Origin of the sequence: Streptomyces odontotermitis (assembly GCF_050510915.1) — a bacterium.
Classification (GTDB): domain Bacteria; phylum Actinomycetota; class Actinomycetes; order Streptomycetales; family Streptomycetaceae; genus Streptomyces.
The window spans coordinates 288,877-310,705 of the sequence record NZ_JBNJLS010000007.1; the positions used below are offsets into that span (position 1 = coordinate 288,877).

A 21,829-nucleotide genomic window follows, 5' to 3' on the forward strand; every position below is an offset into this window, starting at 1 on the left:
GTTCGCCGGTCCGCAACCCCGAGGAGTCGGCATGAACGCGAAGACCACCAGTCAGCCGAAGAGCGAGGCCAAGCCCCCGGTGCCGGGCGGCGCCGCGGTGACGGCCAACGAGACCACCGTCCCCGTCCTCCCGTGCGTGGACGCCGACGAGACTCTGGCCTTCTACCGGGCCCTCGGCTTCGAGGTCACGTACGAGATGCGGAAGCCCTATCTGTATCTCGCCCTCGCCTACAGCGGGTTCGCGCTCAACTTCGGCAAGGCGCCCGAGGGTGCCGACCCGAGCAGGGAGGACCTCGGGGCCTGCCTCGTCATGGTCGACGCCGTCGCGCCCTATCACGCGGCCTTCACGGCGGCGATGCGGCAGGCGTACGGGAAGGTGCTCGCCTCCGGGCGCCCGCGCATCACCCGGTACCGGCCCGGCGCGAGCCGCTTCACCCTCGTCGACCCCTCCGGCAACAGCGTCATGTTCATCCAGCGCGACGAGCCCATGGAGCTCGAGTACGGCGGCTCCAAGGAGCTCCCGCCGCTGGCGAGGGCCCTGGACAACGCCCGCATCTACCGGGAGTTCAAGAACGACGACCGCGCGGCCGTCCGGGTCCTGACCTCCGCGCTGCGCCGCCACGGTGACGCGGCGCCCGCCGTGGACCGGGCGCTGGCGCTCGCGACCCTCGTCGAGCTGGCCGTCGCGATGGGCGAGCACGGCAAGGTCGAGGGCCTCGTCCTGGAGCTGAAGGCGATCGAGCTGAGTGCGGCGGAGAGGGAGCGGGTGGCGGACGAGCTGCGGCTGGCGCAGGACCTGGAGGCGTGGCTGGGGGAGGTCGGTCCGGGGGAGGGGGACGGAGGGCAGTCCTGAGGGGAGACCAGGGAGACTTGGGGAGCCTCAGGGGGGATCCGGGGGCCCGGGGGATCCAGGGGGCCCGGGGGAGCGGTGGGGGCGGGCCCGGTCAGGCGTCCTCGCGGGCTGCCGTGAGGAACGCCCGGATCAACTGCGGTGACTTCACGCCGGGTTCGCTCTCCACGCCGCTGGAGACGTCGACGCCCCACGCCCCCGTGGCCCGCCGGGCCTCGCGGACGTTCCCCGGGTGCAGGCCGCCCGCGAGGAGCCAGCGGCCGCGGGGTGCGGTGAAGGTGGGGGAGGCCCAGTTCCAGGGCTTGCCGGAGCCCGGGTCGGGGGCGTCGAGGAGGAGCAGGTCCTCGCCCAACGCGCCGCATTCGACGGGCAGTTCGGTGGCCGCCGTGGCCCGCAGCAGGGTACGGCCCGGCGCCCGGAGCGCCTCGTAGTACTCCCGGCCCTCGTCCCCGTGCAGCTGGACGGCGCGGATCCCGCTCTCCTCCGTCAGGCGCCGCACCTCGTCCAGCGGCTGCTTGCGGAAGACGCCGACGGTGAGGACGTGCTCGGGGACGCGCCGGGCGAGGCTCCGGGCGGTGGCGGCGTCGACCGTGCGGACGCTGGTGGCGAAGACGAAGCCGACGGCGTCCGCCCCGGCGGCCACGGCCGTGTCCACGTCCTGCTCGGTGCGGAGCCCGCAGATCTTGACATAGGGATCGCTCATGGCGGGAGTCAACCAAATCGGGTGCGGGCTGCGCGAGCGGCGGACCGGGGGCAGGGGAGCGGGGAGGGGGGAGCGGGGACCTGGAAGGCTGGGTGCGGTCTTCGGGGCCGGCGGGCGGGCGGGGCGGGTGCGGCGGCGAGCGAGGTGGCGCCGCGGTGGCGGGCGAGGTGGGCGATGGCCGCGGCACCCCGCGCGGCCTGGCATCATCGAGGGATGTCTGACTTGATCATCGCCGCCTGTGACGGAGCCGCGAAGAAGAACCCCGGACCCGCGGCCTGGGCCTGGGTGGTCGCCGACTCCGAGGGCCGCCCCCAGCGCTGGGAGGCCGGTCCGCTCGGCCACTCGACCAACAACGTGGCCGAACTGACCGCGCTGGCCGAGCTGTTGGAGGCCACGGACCCGGCGACCCCGCTGGAGGTCCGCATGGACAGCCAGTACGCGATGAACGCGGTCAGCAAGTGGATCGCCTCTTGGAAGCGCAACGGCTGGCTGACCGCGTCGAAGAAGCCCGTCGCCAACAAGGAGCTCGTCGTGCGCATCGACGCGCTCCTCCAGGGCCGCGACGTGACCTTCCGGCACGTCGCCGCGCACCGCGTGGACGGCGACCACCTGAACGCGATCGCCGACGTCGCCGCCAGCGACGCCGCGACCACCCAGGAGCCCGCCGGGACCGTCCACGGCGCGCACGCCATCCCCGAGCCGCGCCCCGAGCGCATGACATCCGGCGTCGAGGCCCGCCCCCGCAAGGCCGCTGCCGGGCGCACCGCGGGCGGCAAGGGCAAGGGCGGCGGCTCCAGTCCGGTGATCAAGGCCAAGTTCCCCGGCCGCTGCCACTGCCAGAAGCCGTACGAGGCCGGGGAGAAGATCACGAAGAACGCGCACGGCTGGGGCCATGTGGAGTGCCGTGACGTGTGAGGTCAACTCCCTCCCCGACCCGAACAGTTGACCTGTAGGCCCTGTACGCTCTGAAGATCCCTACCGGCCGGGTGGGCACGTCATGGAGTGGAGCCAGGGATGACCGCAGACGACGCGAGCTTCGTCATCGACACCAGCACGCCGCACCCGGCACGCGTCTACGACTGGCTCCTGGGTGGCAAGGACAACTACCTCGTCGACCAGGAGCTGGGCGAGAAGCTGCCGGCCGAGGCGCGCGGCAACGCGGCCCGGAACCGCGCGTTCATGCACCGGGCCGCGGCCTGGCTGGCGCGCGACGGCGTCGGCCAGTTCCTCGACGTCGGCACCGGCATCCCGACCGCGCCCAACCTCCACCAGGTCGTCCAGGAGATCGCTCCCGCGGCCCGCGTCGTCTACGCCGACAACGACCCCATCGTGCTCCGGCATGCCGAGGCACTCCTGGTCAGCACCCCCGAGGGCGCCACGGACTACGTCCAGGCGGATGTGCGGCGGCCCGAGGCGATCCTCGAACGCGCCCGCACCCTCCTGGACTTCGACCGCCCCATCGCCCTCTCCCTCATCGCGCTGCTGCACTTCATCACCGACGACGAGGACCCCTACGGCATCACCCGCACCCTGGTCGACGCCCTGCCCTCCGGCAGCTATCTGGTGCTCTCGCACGGCACCACCGATGAACACCCCGAACTCGCGGAGTCGGTGAAGACCACCTACCGCGAGGGCCAGGTCCCGCTGCGGATGCGCGGGCGGGCGGAGGTCGAGCGGTTCTTCGAGGGCCTCGACCTGATCGACCCGGGCCTGGTGACGGCCACCCACTGGCACAAGGACACCCCCGCCCCGAAGTCCGAGCGCAGCGGCTTCTACGTGGGCGTCGCCCGCGTCCCCTAAGGGCTTTACGGGGCCTTCCCCTCGGTCGTCGTGCGGACCTTCCCCTCGGCCGCCGTGCGGGCGTAGTGCTCGGCGATCTCGTCACTGGTCGCCAGCCACACGCCGGGGTGGCCCGCGACGTACTCGAGGGCCTGGTCCAGGTACTTCGCGCGGAACGCCTGGCCGGTGACGAAGGGGTGCAGGGCCAGGGCCATCACCCGGCCGCTGCCCTCCGCGTCGGCGTGGAGCTGGTCCCAGCCGAAATTCAGCGGGTCGGGCACGAGGGCCGCGGTCGCCTCGTTGATGCTCGTGGAGGGCCGGTCCACCAGGAAGTGCTCGGCGTTGAGCCCCACGTAGAAGGCGACGCGGGCGCCGCCGGGTCAGTGGATCGGCTCGCGCTCCATGATCACGTTCCGTCGCCCTGCGGTCCCCGGGTCCGGCTTGCAAAAGTTATCCACGCGGATAAAGTTATCCGTATGGATAAGAAGATCTACGGGCGGATACGCGCCCTCTACCTGACCGTCCTCGCGCTCTCCGTCGCCACCCTCGCCGCCGCCGGAATCGTCGGCGGCAGTGACGCCCTGTGGATTCGTGGCACCATCGTGGCCGTGATCTCAGCTGTTCTCGTCCTGCTGGCCAAGCGGGCCTTCCGGGGCAGCCGCGGCGCCTATGTGCGGATGCGGCTGATGACGGCCGTCGCGCCCCTCGGGGTCCTGCTCGTCCTCGGCCTGCCGATCGACGGCTTCCCGGCCTGGATGAAGGCCGAGCAGGTCGCCGTCGGCGTACTGCTCGCCGTGGCCGCGATCCCGCTGTGGCGCCGCACCGTGCGCCACGCCTACCCGAAGACCGCCCCCTCGGCCCGATGACCCCGAAGACGGAGGACCGCTCGCCGTGACCACCCCCACCAGGCGCCGGGCGACGGAGGCCCGCAGGGAACAGATCATCTCCGCCGCCGTGGCGCTCCTCGCCGAGCGCGGCTGCCAGGCCACCACGTTCGACGCCATCTGCGAGCGCGCCGGGCTCTCCAGCAAGCGGCTGATCACCTATCACTTCGCGGGCAAGGAAGAGCTGTTCACGGCCATCGCCGCGAAGGTCGTCGCCGACGCGGAGGCGTTCATGCGTCCCGCCCTGGACGCGGCCACCGGAGCCCGTGAACTCCTCATCACTCTGATCCGGGCCAACGTGACGTTCATGGCAGGGCACTTGGAGCAGATGAAGGCGCTCCAGCAGATCATCTTCAACGGTGGCCACGCCTGGGACGAGCACCACACCGACTCGGTGAACCGGCTCGCCGGCCTGTTCACGGACGGGCAGCGCTCCGGGGCGTTCCGCCCCTGCAACGCGCAGGTCATGGCGGTGACCCTGCGCGCCGCCCTGGACGGCGTATACGAGCCGCTGGCCGAGGGGATCGACCCCGCTCGGTGCGCCGAGGAACTCGTCGAGATCTTCGACCGCGCGACCCGGGCCGCCGGATAGCCCGGCGCGGGTCTCAGCCTGCCGCAGAGCCGCCCGGCGTCGTCGCCCGGAGCGCGCGCACCAGGGCCGTCACTCCGCGTTCCGCCTTCTCGCGCGGGCAGCCCACGTTGAGCCGTACGAAGCCCGGGGCGCCGTACGCGGTGCCAGGCATGATGGCGACCTTCTCGTGCTCGATCAGCCGCCGCTGCAGCACGTCGTCGTCGACGCCGAGCCGGCGCAGGTCGATCCAGGCCAGGTAGCCCGCCTCCGGTGGGCGCCAACTCAGCTCGGGGAAGGCCGAGTCGAGGTGGTCGGAGACGAGGCGCAGGTTGTCCGACACATAGGTGCGCAGGGCGTCCAGCCAGGGGGCGCCCTCGCGGTAGGCGGCGATCGTGGCGGTCAGCATGAGCACCGCGGGGGAGGAGAGGCCGTCGGCGTCCTTGAGGCGGGAGAGGTACGCGGCGTGGCTGGCCGGGTCGCCGATGATGCCGTAACTGCCCGTGAGCGCCGGGATGTTGAAGGACTTCGATGCGGAGGTGACGACTGCCCAGCGTGCGTCGTCCCCCTGCGCCGTGGCGTAGTGCGACCAGGGGCGGTGGACGTGCGGGGCGTGCGTCAGGTCCGCGTGGATCTCGTCGCTGACGACCGCGACCCCGTGCCGCGCGCACAGCTCCGCCATCCGCCCGAGCTCCGCCGCCGTCCACACGTGCCCGGTGGGGTTGTGCGGCGAGCAGAGCAGGAGCACGGACGTGTCGGGCAGGGCCAGCAGCCGCTCGAACTCGGCCCAGTCGTCCAGGGCGCAGCCCCGCAGCTCACGGCCGTGCGCCGCGACGAGCCGGGGAAAGGCGTCGTACGCGGGGGTGTGCGTCACCACGCCGTCCCCGGGCCGCGACCACAGGTCGATGAGCGCCCCGGCCTGATAGAGGACGGAGGGCGCGTACGCGAGGGACTCCGGTTCTACGGGGGTGTCGTAGCGCCGCCGGTACCAGTCCACGACCGCGCCGAGGAAGTCGTCGTGGCGCCAGCGCGAGTAGCCGAGCACGGCGTGCTCCAGGCGGCCGCGCAGGGCCCGCATGACCTCGGGGGCGGTCTCGAAGTCCATGTCGGAGATGGTGAAGGGGAGCAGGCCGGGCACGCCGAAGCGGTCCTCCACGTAGTCCCACTGCGTGCACCACGTGCCGTGCCGGTCGACGGCGCGGTCGAAGTCGTACGGGCCCGCGCTCGTCGCCGGGGTCTCGGTGGCCATGGCTCAGCCCGCCGGGGTGAGCTTGGCGATGGCGTCCTTCACGGACTGCACCTGGGGGCCGATGATCACCTGCACATTGTGCTGGTCGAGCTTGACGACACCCACCGCGCCCAGCTTCTTCAGGCGCGCCTCGTCGAGCAGCCCGGCGTCCTCGACGGTCATGCGCAGGCGCGTGATGCAGTTGTCGAGCGAGGTGATGTTGGCGGGGCCGCCGATGGCCTCGAGGATCGCGGCGGGGTCGTACTTGCCCGCGACCAGCTCGACCGCCGGGGCGCTCGCGGCCCCCTCGGACTTCCCGGAGTCGTTGGCCGCGGCCTCCGTCTCCACCGACTCGGCGAGGGCCTCCGGGTCGCGGCCCGGGGTCTTGAGGTCGAAGCGGCGGATCGCCCAGCGGAAGAGGAAGTAGTAGACCGCGAACCACACCGCGGCGATCACCGGCACCAGATACCACTTGGTCGTCGTGCCCTGGAGGACGCCGAAGACCAGCCAGTCGATGACGTTGCCGTCGGTGTTGCCGATGAAGACGCCCAGGACCGCGGCGGTCAGGAAGCCGAGGCCGACCAGGACCGCGTGGATGAGGTACAGCCACGGCGCGATGAACAGGAAGAGGAACTCCAGCGGTTCGGTGACGCCGCCGACGACGCAGGCCACGACGCCGGAGATCAGGAGGGCCTTGATCTCGGGGCGCATCTTCTTGTTTGCGCAGTGGTACATGGCGAGGGCCGCGCCCGGCAGTCCGCCGAGGTAGGCGGCCATCTTGCCCTGGGAGAGGAAGTGGGTGGCGGTGGTGACGTCGCCGGTCGGCGCGTTCGAGCAGTTCAGCTGGGCGTAGAAGAGGTTGAGCGCGCCGGAGACGTGCTCGCCGCAGACCGCGCCGGAGCCGCCCACGTCGGTGAAGCGGAACATGGCGACGAGGATGTGGTGCAGGCCGATCGGGCGCAGCAGCACCTCGCCCATGCCGAAGAAGAACGGGCCGAAGACCCCGGCGTGGCCGATGGCGGTGCCGACCCAGGAGATCCAGCTGTTGAAGGTCGGCCAGGCCAGCGGGATGAGCAGCCCGACCACGCTCAGCACGAGCGCGGAGACGATCGGCACGAAGCGCAGTCCGCCGAAGAACGCGAGGGCGTCCGGCATCTGCTTGGTGCGGTAGCGCTGGTGCAGGAGCGCCACGACGACGCCGACGACGACCGCGCCAAGGAGCCCGGTGTCGATGGACTTGATGCCGAGGACGTCGGCGATGCCGTAGTGCGCGATGGACTTCTTGTCCTCGAAGTCGACGCCCTTGGCGGTGAGGAAGAAGTTCACCGCGAGGTTCATCGAGGCGAAGCCGACGAATCCGGAGAAGGCGGCGACGCCCTTGTCCTCGCGGGCCAGGCCGAGGGGTATCGCCATGGCGAAGAGGACGGGCAGGAACGTGAAGGCGACCGTGCCGGTCGTCGCCATCCACGTGAAGACCAGGTGGAGCGGCTCCCACTTGAGGAAGGGGAGGTTCTGCGCGACGGCGTCACTGGACAGCGACGAACCGACGCCCAGCATGATCCCGCAGAACGCGAGCAGCGCGACGGGCAGCATGAACGTCTTGCCCAGCCCCTGCAGGAACTCCCAGAGCGCGGCCTTGGTCTTCTTCATGGAACGGCTAACCTCGCAGGTCCCGCGGATGGACGCCGGGGCCCAAGGTGGAGCGTTCGGCGCATGACGACACTGTCATCGGGCCTGATCCTCATCGATTCCCGATCCCCGCATCAGGAGCGAAGGCCCCGAGTGCGGATGACCGAAACGCCCGTCCACGAGGCGCCGAAGGTCCCGGCCGCCGATGTGGGTGCACCGTACACCGGATGTTCAGCGCCCGGCAGCCGTAGGGGCGTCCGTCACGTCGAGGAAGACCTGGTCCGCGGTCGGCCAGAGGTGGGCGACGGAGCTCTTGATGCGCTCCGAGACCAGCTCGACGTGTTCGCTGTCGAGGCCGGGGGCGAGGTCGATGCGTGCCGCGACGAGAGCCGAGTCGGGGCCGAGCCGCATCGTCAGGAGCGCCTCGACGCTGTCGATCTCGGGCTGGGCGTCGAGCAACGCCCGGATGCGGGAGCGCATTTCGGGGTGGACGGCCTCGCCGATGAGCTCCTCACGCGCGTCCCTGCCCAGCCGGTACGCGACGTAGCCGAGCAGCGCCCCGATGGCGAGCGACGCCGACGCCTCCCAGGCGGCATGGCCGGTCACCATGTGCAGGGCCATGCCCGCGAGGGCGAGGCAGACACCGAGCACGGCCGTCGCGTCCTCGGCCACCACGGTCCGCAGCGCCGGATCCCCGCGCACCGCGTCGGGCGCGCGCCGCCGCTGATACAGCGCCCGCACCAGGGAGGCCCCCTCCGCGAGGAAGGCGACACCCAGCACGGCCAGCCCCGCCACGTATCCCTCGTGCGTCTCGTGCGGCCCCGACCGCAGGGTCTGTACGCCCTGGAACACGGAGAAGCAGGCGCCCGTCACGAAGATGCCCACGGCGGCGAGCAGCGACCAGAAGAACCGCTCCTTGCCGTAGCCGAAGGGGTGGCGCCGGTCGGGCGGGCGGCGGCTGCGGCGCAGCGCGGCGAGGAGGAAGACCTCGTTGAGGCTGTCGGCGACCGAGTGCGCGGCCTCGGACAGCAGCGCGGGGGAGCCGGTGGCGACGCCGCCGACCGCCTTGGCCGCGGCGATGAGGAGGTTGGCGCCGAGGGCGACGAACACGGTCAGGCGGGTGCCGCCCTCCGCGCCGGACGCACCCTTTCGTCCCTTTTGCTGGCTCACGAGCGGGCGGGTACCCCGGGCGCGGGGCGGGACGCCTGGCAGTAAATGATCGACGATCGATCATGCACGGCCAGGCCCAGCTGTCGTCCATGGTCGAGGTGGACGTCACCAAGATCCCCGCATCAACGAGGACGAGGGCACCATCACCTACCACGACTCGGAGAACATCGGCATCGCCGTCGACTCCGAGAAGGGCCTGATGACCCCGGTCATCAAGGGTGCGGGCGACCTGAACCTGGCCGGCATCCCCAAGGCCACCGCCGACCTCGCGGGCAAGGTCCGGGGCGACAAGATCACCCCGGACGAGCTGTCCGGCGCGACCTTCACCATCTCCAACACCGGCTCGCGCGGCGCCCTGTTCGACACGATCATCGTGCCCCCGAACCAGGCCGGCATCCTCGGCATCGGCGCCACCGTCAAGCGTCCCGTGGTCATCAACCACCCGGACCTCGGCGAGACCATCGCCATCCGCGACATGGTCCACCTGACCCTGTCCTACGACCACCGTCTGGTCGACGGCGCCGACGCCGCCCGCTACCTGACCACGGTCAAGCAGATCCTCGAGGCCGGCGAGTTCGAGGTCGAACTCGGCCTGTCGATCCCGTAAGGCCCGCAAAGAACGCACGCCCGCAGGCCCGAGGGCCTGTCCGGCGGATCTTGCCGCGGTCGCGGTCTCTGGCACCTCCCCAAGCTCTCGACTTCGTTCGGGCAGGGGAGGCCCCATCGCTGCGGAGTTGCCGTCAGTTGCCGATGCTCCGCGCTGACGCCCTCCTCCGCCTTGCCTCGCGACGCACCAGAGACCGCTCACCTGCGACGAGAGGGCGCTGCAGGAATCATGCGGCCTGATCCGCCGGACAGGCCCTAGACGAGTAGTTCCGAATTCCCGTCTGTCGCGCTCCGGGCGGACGAAGGGAATTCGGAACTACTCGTCTAGCCCTGCGCCGTCGGCCGCACCACGATGTCCCCGACATCGACACTCGCGGGCTGCTCGATCGCGAACGCGACGGCACGGGCTACGGCCTCGGGCGGGATGCCGATGTCGCCCATGGTCGCGCCGAGTTGGTCCCGTACGTCGGGCGCCATGCGGTCCGCGAACTCCGTGCGTGTGACGCCGGGTGAGACGACCGTCACGCGCAGGCTGTCGCCCGCTTCCTGGCGCAGCCCTTCGGAGACGGTCCGCACCGCGTTCTTCGTGGCGGCGTACACCGACTGGAGCGGCACGATGCGCAGCCCGGCGGTGGAGACGGTGTGGACGAAGTGTCCGGAGCCCTGGCTGCGGAACACGGGGAGAGCTGCGGCGATCCCGTACAGGACGCCCTTGAAGTTGACGTCGATCATCTCCTCCCAGTCCTCGACGCGCAGTTCGTCCAGCGGCGAGATCAGACCGACCCCGGCGTTGCCGACCAGGACGTCGAGCCGGCCGAACCGTTCGCGGGCCATGTCGACGAGCCGGGTCAGGTCGTCGCGGCGCGTCACGTTCGTGGGGACGTGGGCGACCTGGCCGCCCGCCTTCTCGATCCGTTCGGCCACGGCTCGAAGCCGGTCCGGCCGCCGCGCGCCGAGCACGACCTTCGCGCCGCGCCCGGCGAGCAGCAGGGCGGTCGCCTCGCCGATGCCGCTGCTGGCGCCCGTGATGGCGACGACCTTTCCCGCGATGCCGTCGGCGCCCTCGATCCCCTCGGTCCCCTCGACGCCCGCGATTTCTTCGATCTCTGGCATGGCTGTTCCTTCGCGTGGTGCGGGCAGAGTAGAAGTGGAGGCGCCGCCACTTAGCTTCACCGTAAGTGGAGTACCCTCCACTTAGCAAGGGAGTGCGGGAGCGAAGGAGCGGGCCGGTGACGGCACGGGAGACGGGGCGCCCGCTGAGGGCCGACGCGCAGCGCAACCGGGAGAAGATCCTGGCGGCCGCGGTGCAGGTGTTCACCGAGGAGGGACTGAACGCCCACTTCGAACGCATCGCGAGAGAAGCGGGCGTGGGGACCGGCACTCTCTACCGCAACTTCCCCACCCGGGAAGCCCTGATCGAGGCGGCCTACCGCAATGAAGTGGCGCGGCTCTGCGACGCCGCCCCCGAACTGCTGGCGGCCATGCCGCCCCGCGAGGCCCTGCGCGCGTGGATGGGCCGCTTCGTCGACTACGCCACGGCGAAGCGCGGCATGGCCGACGCCCTGCGCGCCGTCGTCGCCTCCGGGGGCGATCCGTACGGCCCCAGCCGGGAGTTGATCCAGAAGGCCATCGTCACCCTCATGGAAGCCGGGACCGAATCCGGTGCCTTCCGCACCGACATCCGCCCCACCGACCTGTTCGCCGCGCTCGCCGGCATCGCCCTCACCTCGTCGGATCCGGACCGGCGCGACCAGGCCGAGCGCCTTCTCGACCTCACCCTCGACGGACTTTCGCCGCCGGTACGCGGGTGAGAGGTCACCCCGGTCACCCCAACTTCCGCTCCAGGCGGGCCAGTTCGGCGCGCAGCTGCGCGATGTCCGCCTTGTCGGCGACCTGGTCGCCCTGCTTCAGCTCGACGACCAGGGTGCCGCCGGGCTCCAGGACCACGAGGGACGTCTCGGCGATGCTGTCGCCGCCCTGTGAGCGCACCGCGACGTCGAGGTCGCCGCGGCGCAGGCCCTGGTGCCGTACGGCCCGTTCGTCATCCGCTGCCGAACCGGTCCCGGTCGGCGTCGCCCTTCGGTTGGACGTCGGCCATGCCCACATCCGTACGGTCGAAGGTGACCGCGGCCTGCCGGGCGAGGCCGCGCTCGCCGCCCAGGAACACGCTCACACTTCCGGCCTGGTGGAGCGGGCCGCCGAAGTCGCCGGTGACGAGGTCGTCGCGGCCGTCGCCGTTCACGTCGCCGACGGCCGCGCTGTCGTGCAGCGGGCCCTCGGTGGCCGCGCGCCCGGTGCCGGGGCCGTCCGGGCTGCCGTACAGGACGTGCGGGTTGCCGGTCCGCCGGTCCTTGCCGGGGACCATGACGTCGGCGCGGCCATTGCCGCCGAAGTCGGCGGTGAGGTGGGCGTCGAGGGAATCGGACGCGCCCAGTGAGGCGGGCCCGTCGTCGCTGCCCTCCGGGTCGTAGTGGGTGTCCGCGCCGTGCCCGAGGGCCTTGAGGTCGCCGACGCGTTCGACGGAACGGTCCGTGCCCACGCGGTAGTACGAGGCGTCGACGTACACGTCGGGCGTCGTCTCGTCCGTCACCTCCTCGCCCACGGCTCGGAATCCGGTGGTGAAGAACTCGTCCCGGCCGTCACCGTCGAAGTCGCCCGCGGTGAAGGTGTACGCGGAGACCGTGCCGCGCCGGGTGAGGTCCACGTACCGGCGCTCGGCGGGGTGGCCGCTCCGGTCGAACGGGCCGTAGTCGATGGCCGCGCACCGCACCTCGTTGTCCGCGTCCTTGGTCGCCGCGAAGGGGCCGGAGGCCAGATCGGCATGGCCGTCGCCGTCGAAGTCACCCGCCGCGACGGGCGGCGCGTCGGAGCCGGGAAGCCGGGTGAAGGGCCCGCTCACACCGCCCTTGCCGCCCCAGACGATGCCTTCCTTGTACGGGGTGCGGCGGCCGCCGTCCCGAGTCCTGACCAGCGCCCGGTACAGGATGTCGGCGCTGCCGTCGCCGTCCCAGTCGGCGGTCTGCGCCACTGCATACCTGTACGCGCTGTCGCCCGACGAGGTCGTGTCCAGTTCGGGGAACCGGCCGGAGAGGGGGATGCGGCGGCCGGTGGTGGCACTGGTCGCACTGGTGGCGGCACCGGCGGGGGAGCCGAGCAGCATGAACTGTCCCGTGCCGGGGCCGAGTTCGCCGAGCAGGAGGTCGCCTCGTCCGTCGCCGTTGAAGTCGTCCCGGTTGAGCGGTTCGGGTTCGGGTTTGCGTTGAAGCTTTGGCTCGGGCTTGCGTCGGGGCTCGGACTGGTCGCGGGGCGGGGTGGTCGTGCCGGTCGGTGTGGGGCGTGCGCTCGGCGTGGCCTTGCAGGGGCCGAGCGCGGTCGTCCGCTCGCCCCGGTCGTGGTCGTCGCCGGGCCTGCCCCCGCCCGTGCAACCGGAAGTGAGCAGCAGTGCCCCGGCGCAGAGGAGCGCGAGGCCCGGCACGAGGAGGCGCCTGCGGGTCCGCCGAGTCCAGCGGTCCCGGTGGCTCCCGTGGTTTCCACGGCTTCCATGGCTGTCGTGGCCCGGGACGCTTCCGTGGCTCCCATGGCCTGCGTGGCTCCCGCGGCGACGATCTTCATCCGGCATGGAGCAAGTCTTGGCAGGTGGGGACGGCGAACCGCTCACGGGCCCGTAACCGTTGCGTCACGGGACCCGGGGCGGACCGTCCGCCGCCGTCAGAGCAGTTGGGGCAGCCGTGCGCAGCGGCGGCAGGCCCGCGCCGAGGCCGCCACCGCCGCGTGCGAGGCCGCCGCGAGCACCCCGGCGAAGGCGAGCAGCGGCCAGTTGGTGGCGAGAGCCGCGCCGGTGGCGAGCACGAGGGCCGTGACCGCCATGGCGGTGCTGGCCGTGGTCCCGGCCCAGGCGACCACGCGCGGCAGCCCCTGCGGCGTGGGCAGGCGGCGGGCGAGCGTGCCCGTGACGGCCAGCGTCACCGCCGCCAGGAGGGCGGCGCACAGCGCGACACCGGCCAGGTGCACCGCCATCAGCTGCGCCGTGCGCGGCAGCGGTGACGCCTGCGGATGACCGGCGTTCCAGGCCAGCGCCCAGCAGCCGATGAGGAAGGGCGCGGTCAGGGCCACGGCGCGGGCGGTGTGCCGGGCCTGGGCGATCGTCAACTCCCGCTGGCAGCTGGGCACCAGCTCGTCGACGGTGCCGAACTCCCGTACCGCCTGCCGCGCCGCCGCCTCGTGGGGCACGCCCTCGGCGACGTGTGCGGCGGCCGTGTCCACCAGGCCGTCGCGGAGCTCCTCGACCAGCCGGGCCTTGGCGCCGGATGGCCCGTGCAGGGCCGCGCTCAGGGCCGCCACGTGCGCTTCGACGGGGTCCGCTCCTGGCTTGCTCATGAGGTCCACCCGCGGCCTTGGACCGCTCATGTCGCGAGCCCGGGCAGGGTGCCGGAACTCCCGGAACTCCCGGGCTGCGCACCGGGGTTGAGGACCGCGCCGATCGCCTGCGTGAACTCGCTCCACGCCGTCCGCTCGCCCGCGAGCGAAGCGCGCCCCGCGTCCGTGAGCTCGTAGGCCCGGCGCCGCCGCTCGCCCTCGGACTGCCAGCTGCTGCTCAGCAGGCCGAGCCGCTCGAGCCGGTTCAGGGCCGGGTAGATCGTCCCCGTGCGCAGCTCCAGTACGCCGCCGCTGCGGCGCTGCACCGCGGCGATGATCGCGTAGCCGTGCAGCGGGCCCGGCTCCAGCGCGGCCAGCAGCAGTCCATCGAGGTGCCCTCGCACCGCATCCGCCTTCATGGGTAGGCAGCCTACACAAGGAGGGTGTAGGCAGTGTATGTATTGGCAGCCAACATATTCAGATCCCTGTTCCGGCTTGGAGGTCCGCAGTGACCAAGCTGCTGTTGTCCGTGCATGTCCTCGTGGCGATCCTGGCGGTCGGCTCGATCACCGTCGCCGCCTCGATGTTTCCGCGCTACGCGGTGCGTGCCGCCGGGGCCGACGACGGGGACGGGCGGTCCGCCGGGATCGCGGCGCTGCTGCATCGCGTCTGCCGTGGGTACGCCGTCGCCGGGCTCGCCGTCCCGGTGTTCGGCCTGGCCACCGCCGTCCAGCTCGGCGTGCTCGGGGACGCGTGGCTCATCGCCTCACTCATCCTGACCGTCGCCGCCGCCGCGCTCCTCGGCCTGGCGGTCCTGCCCGCGCAGGAGCGGCTGTTGGGCCGGGCCGGGGTCGGGCTGGAGGGGAAGGCGGAGCCGGGTGGGACGACGGAGGCGGGTAGAGCGGCGGAGCCGGGTGTGACGGCGGAGGCGGTGGCGACCCCGCAACCGGGCGCGCTCCAGCCCCTCGCGGCCCGGCTCGCCATGCTGACCGGGATCTTCAACGTCCTCTGGGCGGTGGTCGTCGTCCTCATGATCGTCCGCCCCGGCTCCACGACGGGGGCGTGATCCCGTGCGCACCCTGCGGCCCCCGCGCACCCTGCGCATCGCGGCCACCGCCGAAGCCCTGTCCCTCGCCGCCCTCCTGGTCAATCTCTTCACCGCGCATGTGCCGTCCCTCTCCGCCCTGTTGGGCCCGCTGCACGGCACCGCCTACCTCGTCGTGATCGCTTCGGCCTGGGCGCTGCCGCGGGCCACGGCGCCGGGCGCCCGATGGCGCGCCGTCGTCCCGGGGATCGGCGGCGTGCTGGCGCTGCGGCGGACCGTGGTCCCGGAAGCGGCCGACGCGGTTCCGTAGCCCCGCGGCGCCTCAGTAGTGGATCCCGAAGGACCGGTCGGCGAGGGGCGTGGGCGGGGGAGTCGGGCGGGCCAGCGCGACGATCTGGCGCACCACGGCCCGCGGCAGACCGAGGTAGGCGGCCAACCAGCTGGTCCGGTGGCCCTGTTGGGCGAGAACGTACGCGGCGTGGACGCGCGGGTCGTAGACCGCGCACTCGCCGTCGCCCGGCCGTGCGTCCGGGGTGTCGAGCAGATACGTCGTGGAGCTGCCGTCGTGGGTGAGCCGGATGACCGGCTCCCTGGGTGTGAACCGGTCCGTGAATTGCTCGGTGAACCGGTCTGCGAAGCGGTCCTTGTTGTGGTCTGTGTGGCGGTCCGTGTTCTGGTGGGTGAAAGCCATGGCGGCCTCCCGGAGTTCGGGCGGCGGCACGGACGGACGGACGGATGCCTGGAACGCCGTCAGTGCGTACCGAGAAGAGACGGTCGGGTGCGTGGTGTCGGACTCGGACTGTTGCCCATCGATACCGCCTCCTTTCCTCTCGGTCGGCGCGCTCACTCCTCGCGCCTGCTCACGATGACCGATTCGCGCCTGCTCGCGATGACCGATTCCCAGCGTAGCCGTCTCGTGCGCGGACCTATGGTCGGCCGTTACATGATCTTGCAGTGGCTGCAATGCCCGGTGCATACGTTTATGTCCTCCCTGCAGGGCAGGGGGAACGCCCCTCCTCGGGGCAGGGGGTTCGCTGTCCTCCTGCACCAACGGGGAGGCGCGCGAACGACCACACAGTGAAGGGGACCACCACCGCCATGCGTACCACCACCCGCCACGGAGCACTGCGTACCGCCGCCATCGCCGCCCTCACCGGATCGGCGCTCTTGATCCCGGCTGCGGCTGCCATGGCGGACGCTCCCGCCGCGCACGTCAGCGCCGCCGCGGCGAGCAAGCCCGCGAAGCCCGCCAAGCCGGTCACGATCGACATCGGCGCCGGTGTGTCCGTGACCGTCAAGGGCGGCAAGGCCGCGTTCGACGGCAAGACGCTCAAGCCCGGCCAGGTCTACGACAAGGGCATCTACGTCTACTACAGCGCCGACGGCAAGCGCGTCTACAGCAAGACGCAGGGCGGCGGCGTGCCGTACGCGATCTGGGACGCGAAGACCGGTAAGTCCCTGGGCACTCAGAAGACCAAGCCCACCGCGCCCAAGGCCAAGGCCGCGCTCACCGCCAAGCCGTCCGCCACCACGGTGAAGGCGTGGCAGGAGCTGCGCGTCAACGGCAAGGCGACGGGCATCAAGGCGGGCAGCAAGGTCACCCTGCAGCAGAAGCAGCGCGGCACCTGGAAGGCGCTGCCCGCGAGCACGGCCGTCAACAAGTCCGGCGCCTACAGCCTGCGGGCCAAGCTGGGCCTCAAGGGCAAGAACGAGCTGCGGGTCGTCAGCGGCAAGACCTACTCGCCGGTCTTCGCGGTGACCGTGCGCTGACCGAGCTCCGAGCGAGATCTGACCGGCCTCGGGCCGGCCTCAGGCCCCCTTTCTCCCTTCGACTCAACGTGCCGTTGTGGCACGGAGTTGGGGAGGAAGGGGGCCTGAATGCGCTGGTCCTCGCAGAGGAGTGGGCTCACTCCTTGGGCTTCTGGTTGAAGCGCAGCATGTTCCCCGCGGGATCGCGGAAGGCGCAGTCGCGGACGCCGTAGGGCTGGTCGACCGGCTCCTGGAGGACCTCGCCGCCCGCGGCGCGGATGCGCTCGAACGTGGCGTCGCAGTCGTCGGTGGTGAAGATGACGGCGCGCAGCAGGCCCTTCGCCAGGAGTTCGGCCATGGCCTGCCGGTCCGCGTCCGAGGCGTTCGGGTCCGCGAGCGGCGGTTCCAGGACGATGCTCACGTCCGGCTGCGACGGCGAGCCGACCGTCACCCAGCGCATCCCTTCGAATGCGACGTCGTTGCGCACTTCCAGGCCGAGGACGTCGCGGTAGAAGGCGAGCGCCTTGTCGTGGTCGTCGACGGCGATGAAGCAGGTGGAGAGTGTGATGTCCATGTCCTCCACGCTAGGCGCGGGGGTCGGACTTCGCTTCTCCATTCCTGACCGGTCCGTTTCTGACCGGCCTGGTGTGGATCTTGGCGATGCAGGCCGGGATGGCCGCGCCCTCCTCGTGGTCGCGGGCCCGGTAGGCGCTCGGGCTCTCGCCGACCAGCTCGGTGAAGCGTGAACTGAACGACCCCAGCGAGGTACAGCCCACCTCGAAGCAGACCTCTGTCACCGACAGGTCGCCCCGCCGAAGCAGCGCCTTGGCGCGCTCGATGCGGCGCGTCATGAGATAGCTGTACGGGGTCTCGCCGAAGGCGGCGCGGAAGCTGCGCGAGAAGTGGCCGGGCGACATGAGGGCGAAGCGGGCGAGGGCGGGGACGTCGAGGGGCTTCGCGTACTCGCGGTCCATCAGGTCACGGGCCCGGCGCAGCCGGACGAGGTCTTCCAACGACGTCACCCGACCACCATCGCACAGCACCGGGCGCGGCACAGAGGAGAGGGGCAGGAGGGGGGCGGGGGCACGAGGGGGTCGGGCCCGTCCTCACACCTTTCCGATGCCCAGCGTGTTCTGCGCGGGCAGCAGGCCCGAGCCCAGAACCGCCACCCAGTACGTGCCGAGGAGCTCGGAGAGCCGCTCGACGCGGTCCGTGCCGAGCGCCCGCCACGGCCGGGCGGCCAGCTCGTCGGTGCGGCGCTCGACCTCGGCGCGCAGCGCACGGCCCGCCTCCGTCGCGTGGCCCTCGGTGTCCAACAGGCCGCGCTCCAGCAGGCGTTGGCGCCCGGCCGCCCAGTCCTGCTGGCTCCAGGCGCGGCTGGCGAACGTCTCGGTCGGCGCGGCTCCGACGGCGGCGAAGGAGACCAGGGACTCCACCGGGTCGAGATCCGCGGCGAGCAGCGCCGCCACGTGTCCGTCGCCGCGGTGCTCGCGCAGGATCGTCGCCGCCTGCCAGAGCACCAGGTGCGGCTCCTTCGGCCAGGGCTGTGCCGCGTTCGCGGCGGCGATCGGCCGCCCCGCGGTGTCGGCCGCTTCCGCTGCCGTACGGGCGAGAGCGGCCGCCTCGGCGAGTTCGGGGCTGTCGACGTGGTCGCCGAGCACGGCGCGGTACGCGCGGTCGACCGCACGCAGGCGCGCGGCGAGGACCGCCTCGGGCGCCGCGAGGTCCCAGGCGGCGGGGATGTGGGTGCCGACCATGTCCGGGTGGAAGCTGTAGAACGTGGCGGTCACCAGTTCGCGGCTCGCCGCGCCCAGCGGAGCCGCGCGCCAGGCGAAGTAACTCGGCCACCGCTCGCCGGTCTTGAAGCCGAGCGCCGCCGCCTCGTCGAGGGCTTCCGGGGCGTAGTAGAGGACGGCGTGCAGCGGCTCCAGCAGGTGCCACAGCTGCCGCACCCGCCCCGACGGGATCTCCTGTGCGTGCTCTGCCGCGTGGTTCGCTCCGGGCTCCTGTGCCTGTTCCTGCGCCATGACGGTTCCCTCCGGTGGTCCGGTCACCGGCCGCTGGTCGGCCCTCGGCCGGGCTCGCAACTTGTCACTGGCTAGATTGCGCTCGCGAGGCAAACTTGTCAATGACTAGATTCCGCGTAAGGTGCCTGGCATGGACAGTCAGCGCACCTATCACCACGGCGACCTGCGCCGCGCCGTGCTCGCGGCGGCCCTCGACGTCATCGCGGCCGACGGCCCCGGCGCCCTGAGCATGCGCGACCTGGCCCGGCGCGCCGGCGTCTCGCACGCGGCCCCCGCCCACCACTTCAAGGACCGCACCGGCCTGCTCACCGCTGTCGCGGCCGAGGGCTACGAGCTGCTCGCCGACTCGCTCGGCGAGGCCGCCGGATTCCGCGAACAGGGCGTGCGCTACGTGCGGTTCGCCCTGGAGCACCCCGCGCACTTCCAGGTGATGTTCACGCCGGAGCTGCTGCGCGCCGACGACCCGGACCTGGCCGCGGCGCGGGAGCGCGCGGGCGGCCGGCTCCGCGCCGGGGTCGGCGGACTCGCCGCGGCGGAGCGCGGCACCGATGCCCGCCTCGCGGGGACCGCCGCCTGGTCCCTGGCCCACGGCTTCGCCACGCTGCTGCTCAGCCACAACCTGGAGGGGCCCGTGGGCGACCGCGACCCCGAGGAGGTGTTCCGGGCTCTCAGCGGGCTGCTGTTCAGGGAGAGTTGAGCGGGTCGTAGCAGTCGTAGTTCCGCTGGGAGACGATCCGTCCGTCGCGGAACTCGAGGAAGACGGCGATGTGGGCGCGCAGCACCCGCCCGGCGGGCAGGCCGCCGAGGTCGACGGCGAGCGTGCCGGTCCACGTCACTTCCAGGGCCACCTGATCCCCGCTCGCGACCGCGTTGTGCACCTCGAACCGCTGGTGGCTGATGACGCCGCGGCCCCGCTCCGCGCTCTCCAGGACGGCGTTCAGATCCCGCCGTACGCCGTCCGGGAACAGGGCGTTGGGGAACTCGTGCTGCACCGCGTCCTCGTGGAAGTAGCGGGCCAGCTCCTCGCCGACGGCTCCGCGCGCCACTGCCTCGTGGTAGCGGACGGCCGTGGCGATGTGCGCGTGCTGCGGCATATCCGGCATGCGCAGCAGGGTACTTGGGGCCGCTCGCGCCGGGGCCGGGGTCGCGCCGTCCGGCAGCTCCCGGACGGCGAACTCAGGCCATCCAGAAGAAGACGGCCGTCATCCGCTTCTCCTCCAGGGTCCGGCCCCAGTAGGCGGAGGCCGTGTGGATGAGGTTGGCGGAGTACAGGAGCAGCCGGTTCGCGCGGTGCGGGACGCGGACGTCCTCGACAAAGGCGTCCGGTGACACGAACCGCGTGCCGAGGGCGTCGACGAGGTTGTTGTGCGGGGCGGCCACCTGGTTGCCGCCCAGGGATCCGCCGGGCAGGCGCTGCCGGTAGAAGCTGGTACCGCACTCCTTCGGCACCCGCGGGTTGAGGTACAGCACCGCCGCGTAACGGCACAGGCTGCGGGAGTCGGTGTGCGGCCGCGGCTCGCACTCGCCCTCGCCGACGACCTGCACGCAGTTGTGGTTGAACGTGCCGCCGCCCGCCGGAGGCCGCGTCCACAGCCGGGACGCCCCCGTCGCCCCGCTCACCAGCCGCTCCACCCGGGCGAGTTCACCGCGCTCCAGACCCGGCATGGTGCGCAGACCCGGCCAGCTCTCGGGCTTGTGCGGATACCCCTCGGTCCAGTCGTCCCGGGCGAGACACCGCTCCCGTACGGCGTCCGGGTCCGGCAGGACGTCGTCGAGGATCCAGTAGTCGCGGCCGCGCGTGGGCTTGCGGTAGGGCAGGGTGGGCAGTGGCGGAGGGTGAAGTGCCATGTCGGCGAGGCTAGTTACGGTCGTACGGCGACTGGATCAGGCCGCGGTCAACCTTCCCCCTGGCCGTGGTCAACGTCCCCCCAAGCGTTCCTCATGCCCGGCGTGCGCAAGCCGGTGCCCCGCGCCACCTCGCGCCGCTCGACGCGGATGGGCACCATGAAAGGGTGAGAGACGCCGAGAGCAGCAGCCCTGTGCCCCTGCCGGCCCCCGATCTCGGGGCGCGCCCGCACGGCGTGACCGTGGAGCGCGTGATGAAGGCGCCGCCCGAGGCGGTGTACCGGGCGTGGACGGAGGAGGTCGACGCCTGGTTCGCGGAGCCGGGCCTGATCCGGATGCGGGCCGTGGTGGGGGAGCCCTTCGTCTTCGTCACCCGCCACGAGAAGGCCCTGCACCCCCACTACGGCAGATTCCTGGCCCTGGAGCCGAACCGCCTGGTGAGGCTGACCTGGGTCACCGGCGCCATGGGCACCGACGGCGCCGAGACCGTCGTCACGGTCAAGCTGGAGCCCGCCGCGGACGGCGGCACGCGGCTGTGGCTGACCCACGCCGGGTTCTACAACCAGACCGCGGCCCGGGGCCACGGCGACGCCTGGACGCAGCACGTCCTGCCCCACCTCGACGACGTCCTGGCGGACGAGCGCTGAGCCGGGGCGCGACCGGCTGGTCCAGGCGTCTGTGCGCCAACCGCTGTGGTACGCGGGGGAGTTGAGCCGTCACCGGCACGGCCGGCGGGTGACCGTAGCGGTCCGGAGGGCCTCGACGGCCCGCCGGAGCTCGGCGTTCTCCCGGCGCAGGCGGCCGAGTTCGGCCTCCTGCGGGGAGGGTGCGCCGGACGGGCCGCCGGCGGCGGGAAGGTCCTGGCGGACCCACTTGCGCAGCGTCTGCGTCGTCCCGATGCCCAGCTCGGCGGCGACGGCCTTGAGCGAGGCCCACTCCGTGTCGTGCTCCGGCCGTACCTCGGCGACCCGCCGCACCGCGCGCCTGCGCAGCTCGGTGGGGTACGTCACCGGGTCGCCCGGTGCGCGGGGACGTGGTCGGCGCCCGCGGGGGCCTCGACGGTCTTGAGGTACAGGTTCCCCTTGCTGTCCTTGCTGATGTACAGGTCCTTGGTGGGCGTGGACTCGGTACCGGGGACGGCCTTCTCGGGCTTGCCGTCCCGGTGGTCCTTGCCCTTCTCGTCGTTCCGGCTCTGGTTCTGGCCCGCTCCGTCGTGGCCGCCGGTCGTCGCGTTGGCGACGCCCGCGAGGGCGAACGAGCCGATGAGGACGGCGGCGGAGGTGAGGGCGATGCGCTTGCTGATGTTCATCGGAATTCCCTTTGCTCTGGGGGTTCTGCGCTGACCCTCAGAACGTAAGCGAATCGGACATTTCGCCGCTGTTAACCCTTC

29 protein-coding genes and 1 pseudogene are annotated in these 21,829 nt (G+C 72.1%); 12 read left to right on the forward strand and 18 right to left on the reverse strand.

Going from position 1 to position 21,829, the window contains the following annotated elements:
• Nucleotides 1-31: 31 nt before the first annotated feature.
• Nucleotides 32-853, forward strand: a complete 822-nt coding sequence (locus ACQB60_RS22265) for a DUF8817 family protein (protein WP_496927815.1) — start codon at nt 32-34, stop codon at nt 851-853.
• 91 nt (nt 854-944) lie between these two features.
• Here ACQB60_RS22265 and ACQB60_RS22270 read toward each other — a convergent pair whose 3' ends face one another.
• Complete coding sequence (locus ACQB60_RS22270) at nt 945-1,553, reverse strand: phosphoribosylanthranilate isomerase (protein ID WP_496927816.1); 609 nt, start codon at nt 1,551-1,553, stop codon at nt 945-947.
• A gap of 213 nt (nt 1,554-1,766) precedes the next feature.
• Between ACQB60_RS22270 and ACQB60_RS22275 the strand changes: the two genes are divergently transcribed.
• Nucleotides 1,767-2,468 (forward strand): ribonuclease H family protein, encoded by a 702-nt coding sequence (locus ACQB60_RS22275; RefSeq protein ID WP_496927817.1) that lies wholly within the window; start codon nt 1,767-1,769, stop codon nt 2,466-2,468.
• 99 nt (nt 2,469-2,567) lie between these two features.
• The gene (locus ACQB60_RS22280) at nt 2,568-3,353 is read left to right on the forward strand and encodes an SAM-dependent methyltransferase (RefSeq protein WP_496927818.1); all 786 of its coding nucleotides are present in this window, start codon (nt 2,568-2,570) and stop codon (nt 3,351-3,353) included.
• 5 nt (nt 3,354-3,358) lie between these two features.
• Here the strand turns inward: ACQB60_RS22280 and ACQB60_RS22285 are convergent, their stop codons facing one another.
• Nucleotides 3,359-3,685: a hypothetical protein gene (locus ACQB60_RS22285; protein WP_496927819.1), complete on the reverse strand. Its 327-nt coding sequence runs from the start codon at nt 3,683-3,685 to the stop codon at nt 3,359-3,361.
• Nucleotides 3,686-3,808: 123 nt separating this feature from the next.
• Between ACQB60_RS22285 and ACQB60_RS22290 the strand changes: the two genes are divergently transcribed.
• Together ACQB60_RS22290 and ACQB60_RS22295 are read left to right on the forward strand one after the other, a co-directional pair.
• Entirely contained in the window at nt 3,809-4,198 is a 390-nt protein-coding gene (locus tag ACQB60_RS22290) for a hypothetical protein (protein ID WP_496927820.1), read from the forward strand.
• 25 nt (nt 4,199-4,223) lie between these two features.
• Entirely contained in the window at nt 4,224-4,808 is a 585-nt protein-coding gene (locus ACQB60_RS22295) for a TetR/AcrR family transcriptional regulator (protein WP_496927821.1), read from the forward strand.
• A gap of 13 nt (nt 4,809-4,821) precedes the next feature.
• On the opposite strand, the gene ACQB60_RS22300 is transcribed toward ACQB60_RS22295, so the two are convergent.
• The 3 genes from ACQB60_RS22300 to ACQB60_RS22310 form a co-directional block, all read right to left on the reverse strand.
• Nucleotides 4,822-6,033: a MalY/PatB family protein gene (locus ACQB60_RS22300; protein WP_496927822.1), complete on the reverse strand. Its 1,212-nt coding sequence runs from the start codon at nt 6,031-6,033 to the stop codon at nt 4,822-4,824.
• 3 nt (nt 6,034-6,036) lie between these two features.
• Entirely contained in the window at nt 6,037-7,662 is a 1,626-nt protein-coding gene (gene malX, locus ACQB60_RS22305) for a maltose/glucose-specific PTS transporter subunit IIBC (protein WP_496927823.1), read from the reverse strand.
• 210 nt (nt 7,663-7,872) lie between these two features.
• On the reverse strand, nt 7,873-8,811 hold the full coding sequence (locus tag ACQB60_RS22310) for a cation diffusion facilitator family transporter (RefSeq protein ID WP_496927824.1): 939 nt from the start codon (nt 8,809-8,811) through the stop codon (nt 7,873-7,875).
• A gap of 118 nt (nt 8,812-8,929) precedes the next feature.
• Here ACQB60_RS22310 and ACQB60_RS22315 point away from each other — a divergent pair.
• A pseudogene (locus ACQB60_RS22315) lies at nt 8,930-9,418 on the forward strand (2-oxo acid dehydrogenase subunit E2); the annotation flags it as partial.
• Nucleotides 9,419-9,741: 323 nt separating this feature from the next.
• On the opposite strand, the gene ACQB60_RS22320 reads toward ACQB60_RS22315, so the two are convergent.
• Nucleotides 9,742-10,530 (reverse strand): SDR family oxidoreductase, encoded by a 789-nt coding sequence (locus ACQB60_RS22320; protein WP_496927825.1) that lies wholly within the window; start codon nt 10,528-10,530, stop codon nt 9,742-9,744.
• Between the two features lie 116 nt (nt 10,531-10,646).
• Here ACQB60_RS22320 and ACQB60_RS22325 point away from each other — a divergent pair, with 116 nt between their 5' ends.
• Nucleotides 10,647-11,228 (forward strand): TetR/AcrR family transcriptional regulator, encoded by a 582-nt coding sequence (locus tag ACQB60_RS22325; RefSeq protein ID WP_496927826.1) that lies wholly within the window; start codon nt 10,647-10,649, stop codon nt 11,226-11,228.
• Nucleotides 11,229-11,241: 13 nt separating this feature from the next.
• Here ACQB60_RS22325 and ACQB60_RS22330 read toward each other — a convergent pair whose 3' ends face one another.
• The 4 genes from ACQB60_RS22330 to ACQB60_RS22345 form a co-directional block, all read right to left on the reverse strand.
• On the reverse strand, nt 11,242-11,523 hold the full coding sequence (locus ACQB60_RS22330) for a hypothetical protein (RefSeq protein WP_496927827.1): 282 nt from the start codon (nt 11,521-11,523) through the stop codon (nt 11,242-11,244).
• Nucleotides 11,459-12,892: an FG-GAP and VCBS repeat-containing protein gene (locus tag ACQB60_RS22335; RefSeq protein WP_496927828.1), complete on the reverse strand. Its 1,434-nt coding sequence runs from the start codon at nt 12,890-12,892 to the stop codon at nt 11,459-11,461. Before ACQB60_RS22335 ends, ACQB60_RS22330 begins: the two co-directional genes overlap by 65 nt.
• 233 nt (nt 12,893-13,125) lie before the next feature.
• Nucleotides 13,126-13,794, reverse strand: coding sequence for a permease prefix domain 1-containing protein (locus ACQB60_RS22340; protein WP_496927829.1), 669 nt, complete (start codon nt 13,792-13,794; stop codon nt 13,126-13,128).
• A 26-nt stretch (nt 13,795-13,820) separates the two neighbouring features.
• Nucleotides 13,821-14,192 (reverse strand): PadR family transcriptional regulator, encoded by a 372-nt coding sequence (locus ACQB60_RS22345; protein WP_496927830.1) that lies wholly within the window; start codon nt 14,190-14,192, stop codon nt 13,821-13,823.
• A gap of 89 nt (nt 14,193-14,281) precedes the next feature.
• Between ACQB60_RS22345 and ACQB60_RS22350 the strand changes: the two genes are divergently transcribed.
• Together ACQB60_RS22350 and ACQB60_RS22355 are read left to right on the forward strand one after the other, a co-directional pair.
• Nucleotides 14,282-14,839 carry a hypothetical protein gene (locus tag ACQB60_RS22350; protein ID WP_496927831.1) on the forward strand — a complete coding sequence of 186 codons (558 nt, stop codon included), beginning with the start codon at nt 14,282-14,284 and terminating at the stop codon, nt 14,837-14,839.
• 4 nt (nt 14,840-14,843) lie between these two features.
• A complete protein-coding gene (locus ACQB60_RS22355; protein WP_496927832.1) occupies nt 14,844-15,128 on the forward strand; it encodes a DUF3817 domain-containing protein in 285 nt (94 codons plus the stop codon).
• Nucleotides 15,129-15,140: 12 nt separating this feature from the next.
• Here ACQB60_RS22355 and ACQB60_RS22360 read toward each other — a convergent pair whose 3' ends face one another.
• Complete coding sequence (locus ACQB60_RS22360; protein ID WP_496927833.1) at nt 15,141-15,509, reverse strand: hypothetical protein; 369 nt, start codon at nt 15,507-15,509, stop codon at nt 15,141-15,143.
• Nucleotides 15,510-15,916: 407 nt separating this feature from the next.
• Here ACQB60_RS22360 and ACQB60_RS22365 point away from each other — a divergent pair, with 407 nt between their 5' ends.
• Nucleotides 15,917-16,588 carry a hypothetical protein gene (locus ACQB60_RS22365; protein WP_496927834.1) on the forward strand — a complete coding sequence of 224 codons (672 nt, stop codon included), beginning with the start codon at nt 15,917-15,919 and terminating at the stop codon, nt 16,586-16,588.
• Nucleotides 16,589-16,724: 136 nt separating this feature from the next.
• On the opposite strand, the gene ACQB60_RS22370 is transcribed toward ACQB60_RS22365, so the two are convergent.
• The 3 genes from ACQB60_RS22370 to ACQB60_RS22380 all read right to left on the reverse strand — a co-directional run bounded on the left by ACQB60_RS22370 (nt 16,725) and on the right by ACQB60_RS22380 (nt 18,594).
• Nucleotides 16,725-17,141 carry a VOC family protein gene (locus tag ACQB60_RS22370; protein WP_384841703.1) on the reverse strand — a complete coding sequence of 139 codons (417 nt, stop codon included), beginning with the start codon at nt 17,139-17,141 and terminating at the stop codon, nt 16,725-16,727.
• A gap of 10 nt (nt 17,142-17,151) precedes the next feature.
• The gene (locus ACQB60_RS22375; RefSeq protein ID WP_496927961.1) at nt 17,152-17,541 is read right to left on the reverse strand and encodes a helix-turn-helix transcriptional regulator; all 390 of its coding nucleotides are present in this window, start codon (nt 17,539-17,541) and stop codon (nt 17,152-17,154) included.
• 132 nt (nt 17,542-17,673) lie between these two features.
• Nucleotides 17,674-18,594: an SCO6745 family protein gene (locus ACQB60_RS22380; protein WP_496927835.1), complete on the reverse strand. Its 921-nt coding sequence runs from the start codon at nt 18,592-18,594 to the stop codon at nt 17,674-17,676.
• A gap of 130 nt (nt 18,595-18,724) precedes the next feature.
• Between ACQB60_RS22380 and ACQB60_RS22385 the strand changes: the two genes are divergently transcribed.
• Entirely contained in the window at nt 18,725-19,291 is a 567-nt protein-coding gene (locus ACQB60_RS22385) for a TetR/AcrR family transcriptional regulator (RefSeq protein ID WP_496927836.1), read from the forward strand.
• Here ACQB60_RS22385 and ACQB60_RS22390 read toward each other — a convergent pair.
• Nucleotides 19,278-19,697: a nuclear transport factor 2 family protein gene (locus ACQB60_RS22390; RefSeq protein WP_496927837.1), complete on the reverse strand. Its 420-nt coding sequence runs from the start codon at nt 19,695-19,697 to the stop codon at nt 19,278-19,280. The genes ACQB60_RS22385 and ACQB60_RS22390 overlap by 14 nt on opposite strands.
• Before the next feature lie 73 nt (nt 19,698-19,770).
• Nucleotides 19,771-20,442, reverse strand: a complete 672-nt coding sequence (locus ACQB60_RS22395) for a DUF6445 family protein (protein ID WP_496927838.1) — start codon at nt 20,440-20,442, stop codon at nt 19,771-19,773.
• 164 nt (nt 20,443-20,606) lie between these two features.
• On the opposite strand from ACQB60_RS22395, the gene ACQB60_RS22400 reads away from it, so the two are divergent.
• Nucleotides 20,607-21,086, forward strand: a complete 480-nt coding sequence (locus ACQB60_RS22400) for an SRPBCC family protein (protein ID WP_496927839.1) — start codon at nt 20,607-20,609, stop codon at nt 21,084-21,086.
• A 69-nt stretch (nt 21,087-21,155) separates the two neighbouring features.
• Here ACQB60_RS22400 and ACQB60_RS22405 read toward each other — a convergent pair whose 3' ends face one another.
• Both ACQB60_RS22405 and ACQB60_RS22410 read right to left on the reverse strand, forming a co-directional pair.
• Nucleotides 21,156-21,449: a transposase gene (locus ACQB60_RS22405; protein WP_496927840.1), complete on the reverse strand. Its 294-nt coding sequence runs from the start codon at nt 21,447-21,449 to the stop codon at nt 21,156-21,158.
• Nucleotides 21,446-21,748: a hypothetical protein gene (locus tag ACQB60_RS22410; protein WP_496927841.1), complete on the reverse strand. Its 303-nt coding sequence runs from the start codon at nt 21,746-21,748 to the stop codon at nt 21,446-21,448. Before ACQB60_RS22410 ends, ACQB60_RS22405 begins: the two co-directional genes overlap by 4 nt.
• Nucleotides 21,749-21,829: the final 81 nt, after the last annotated feature.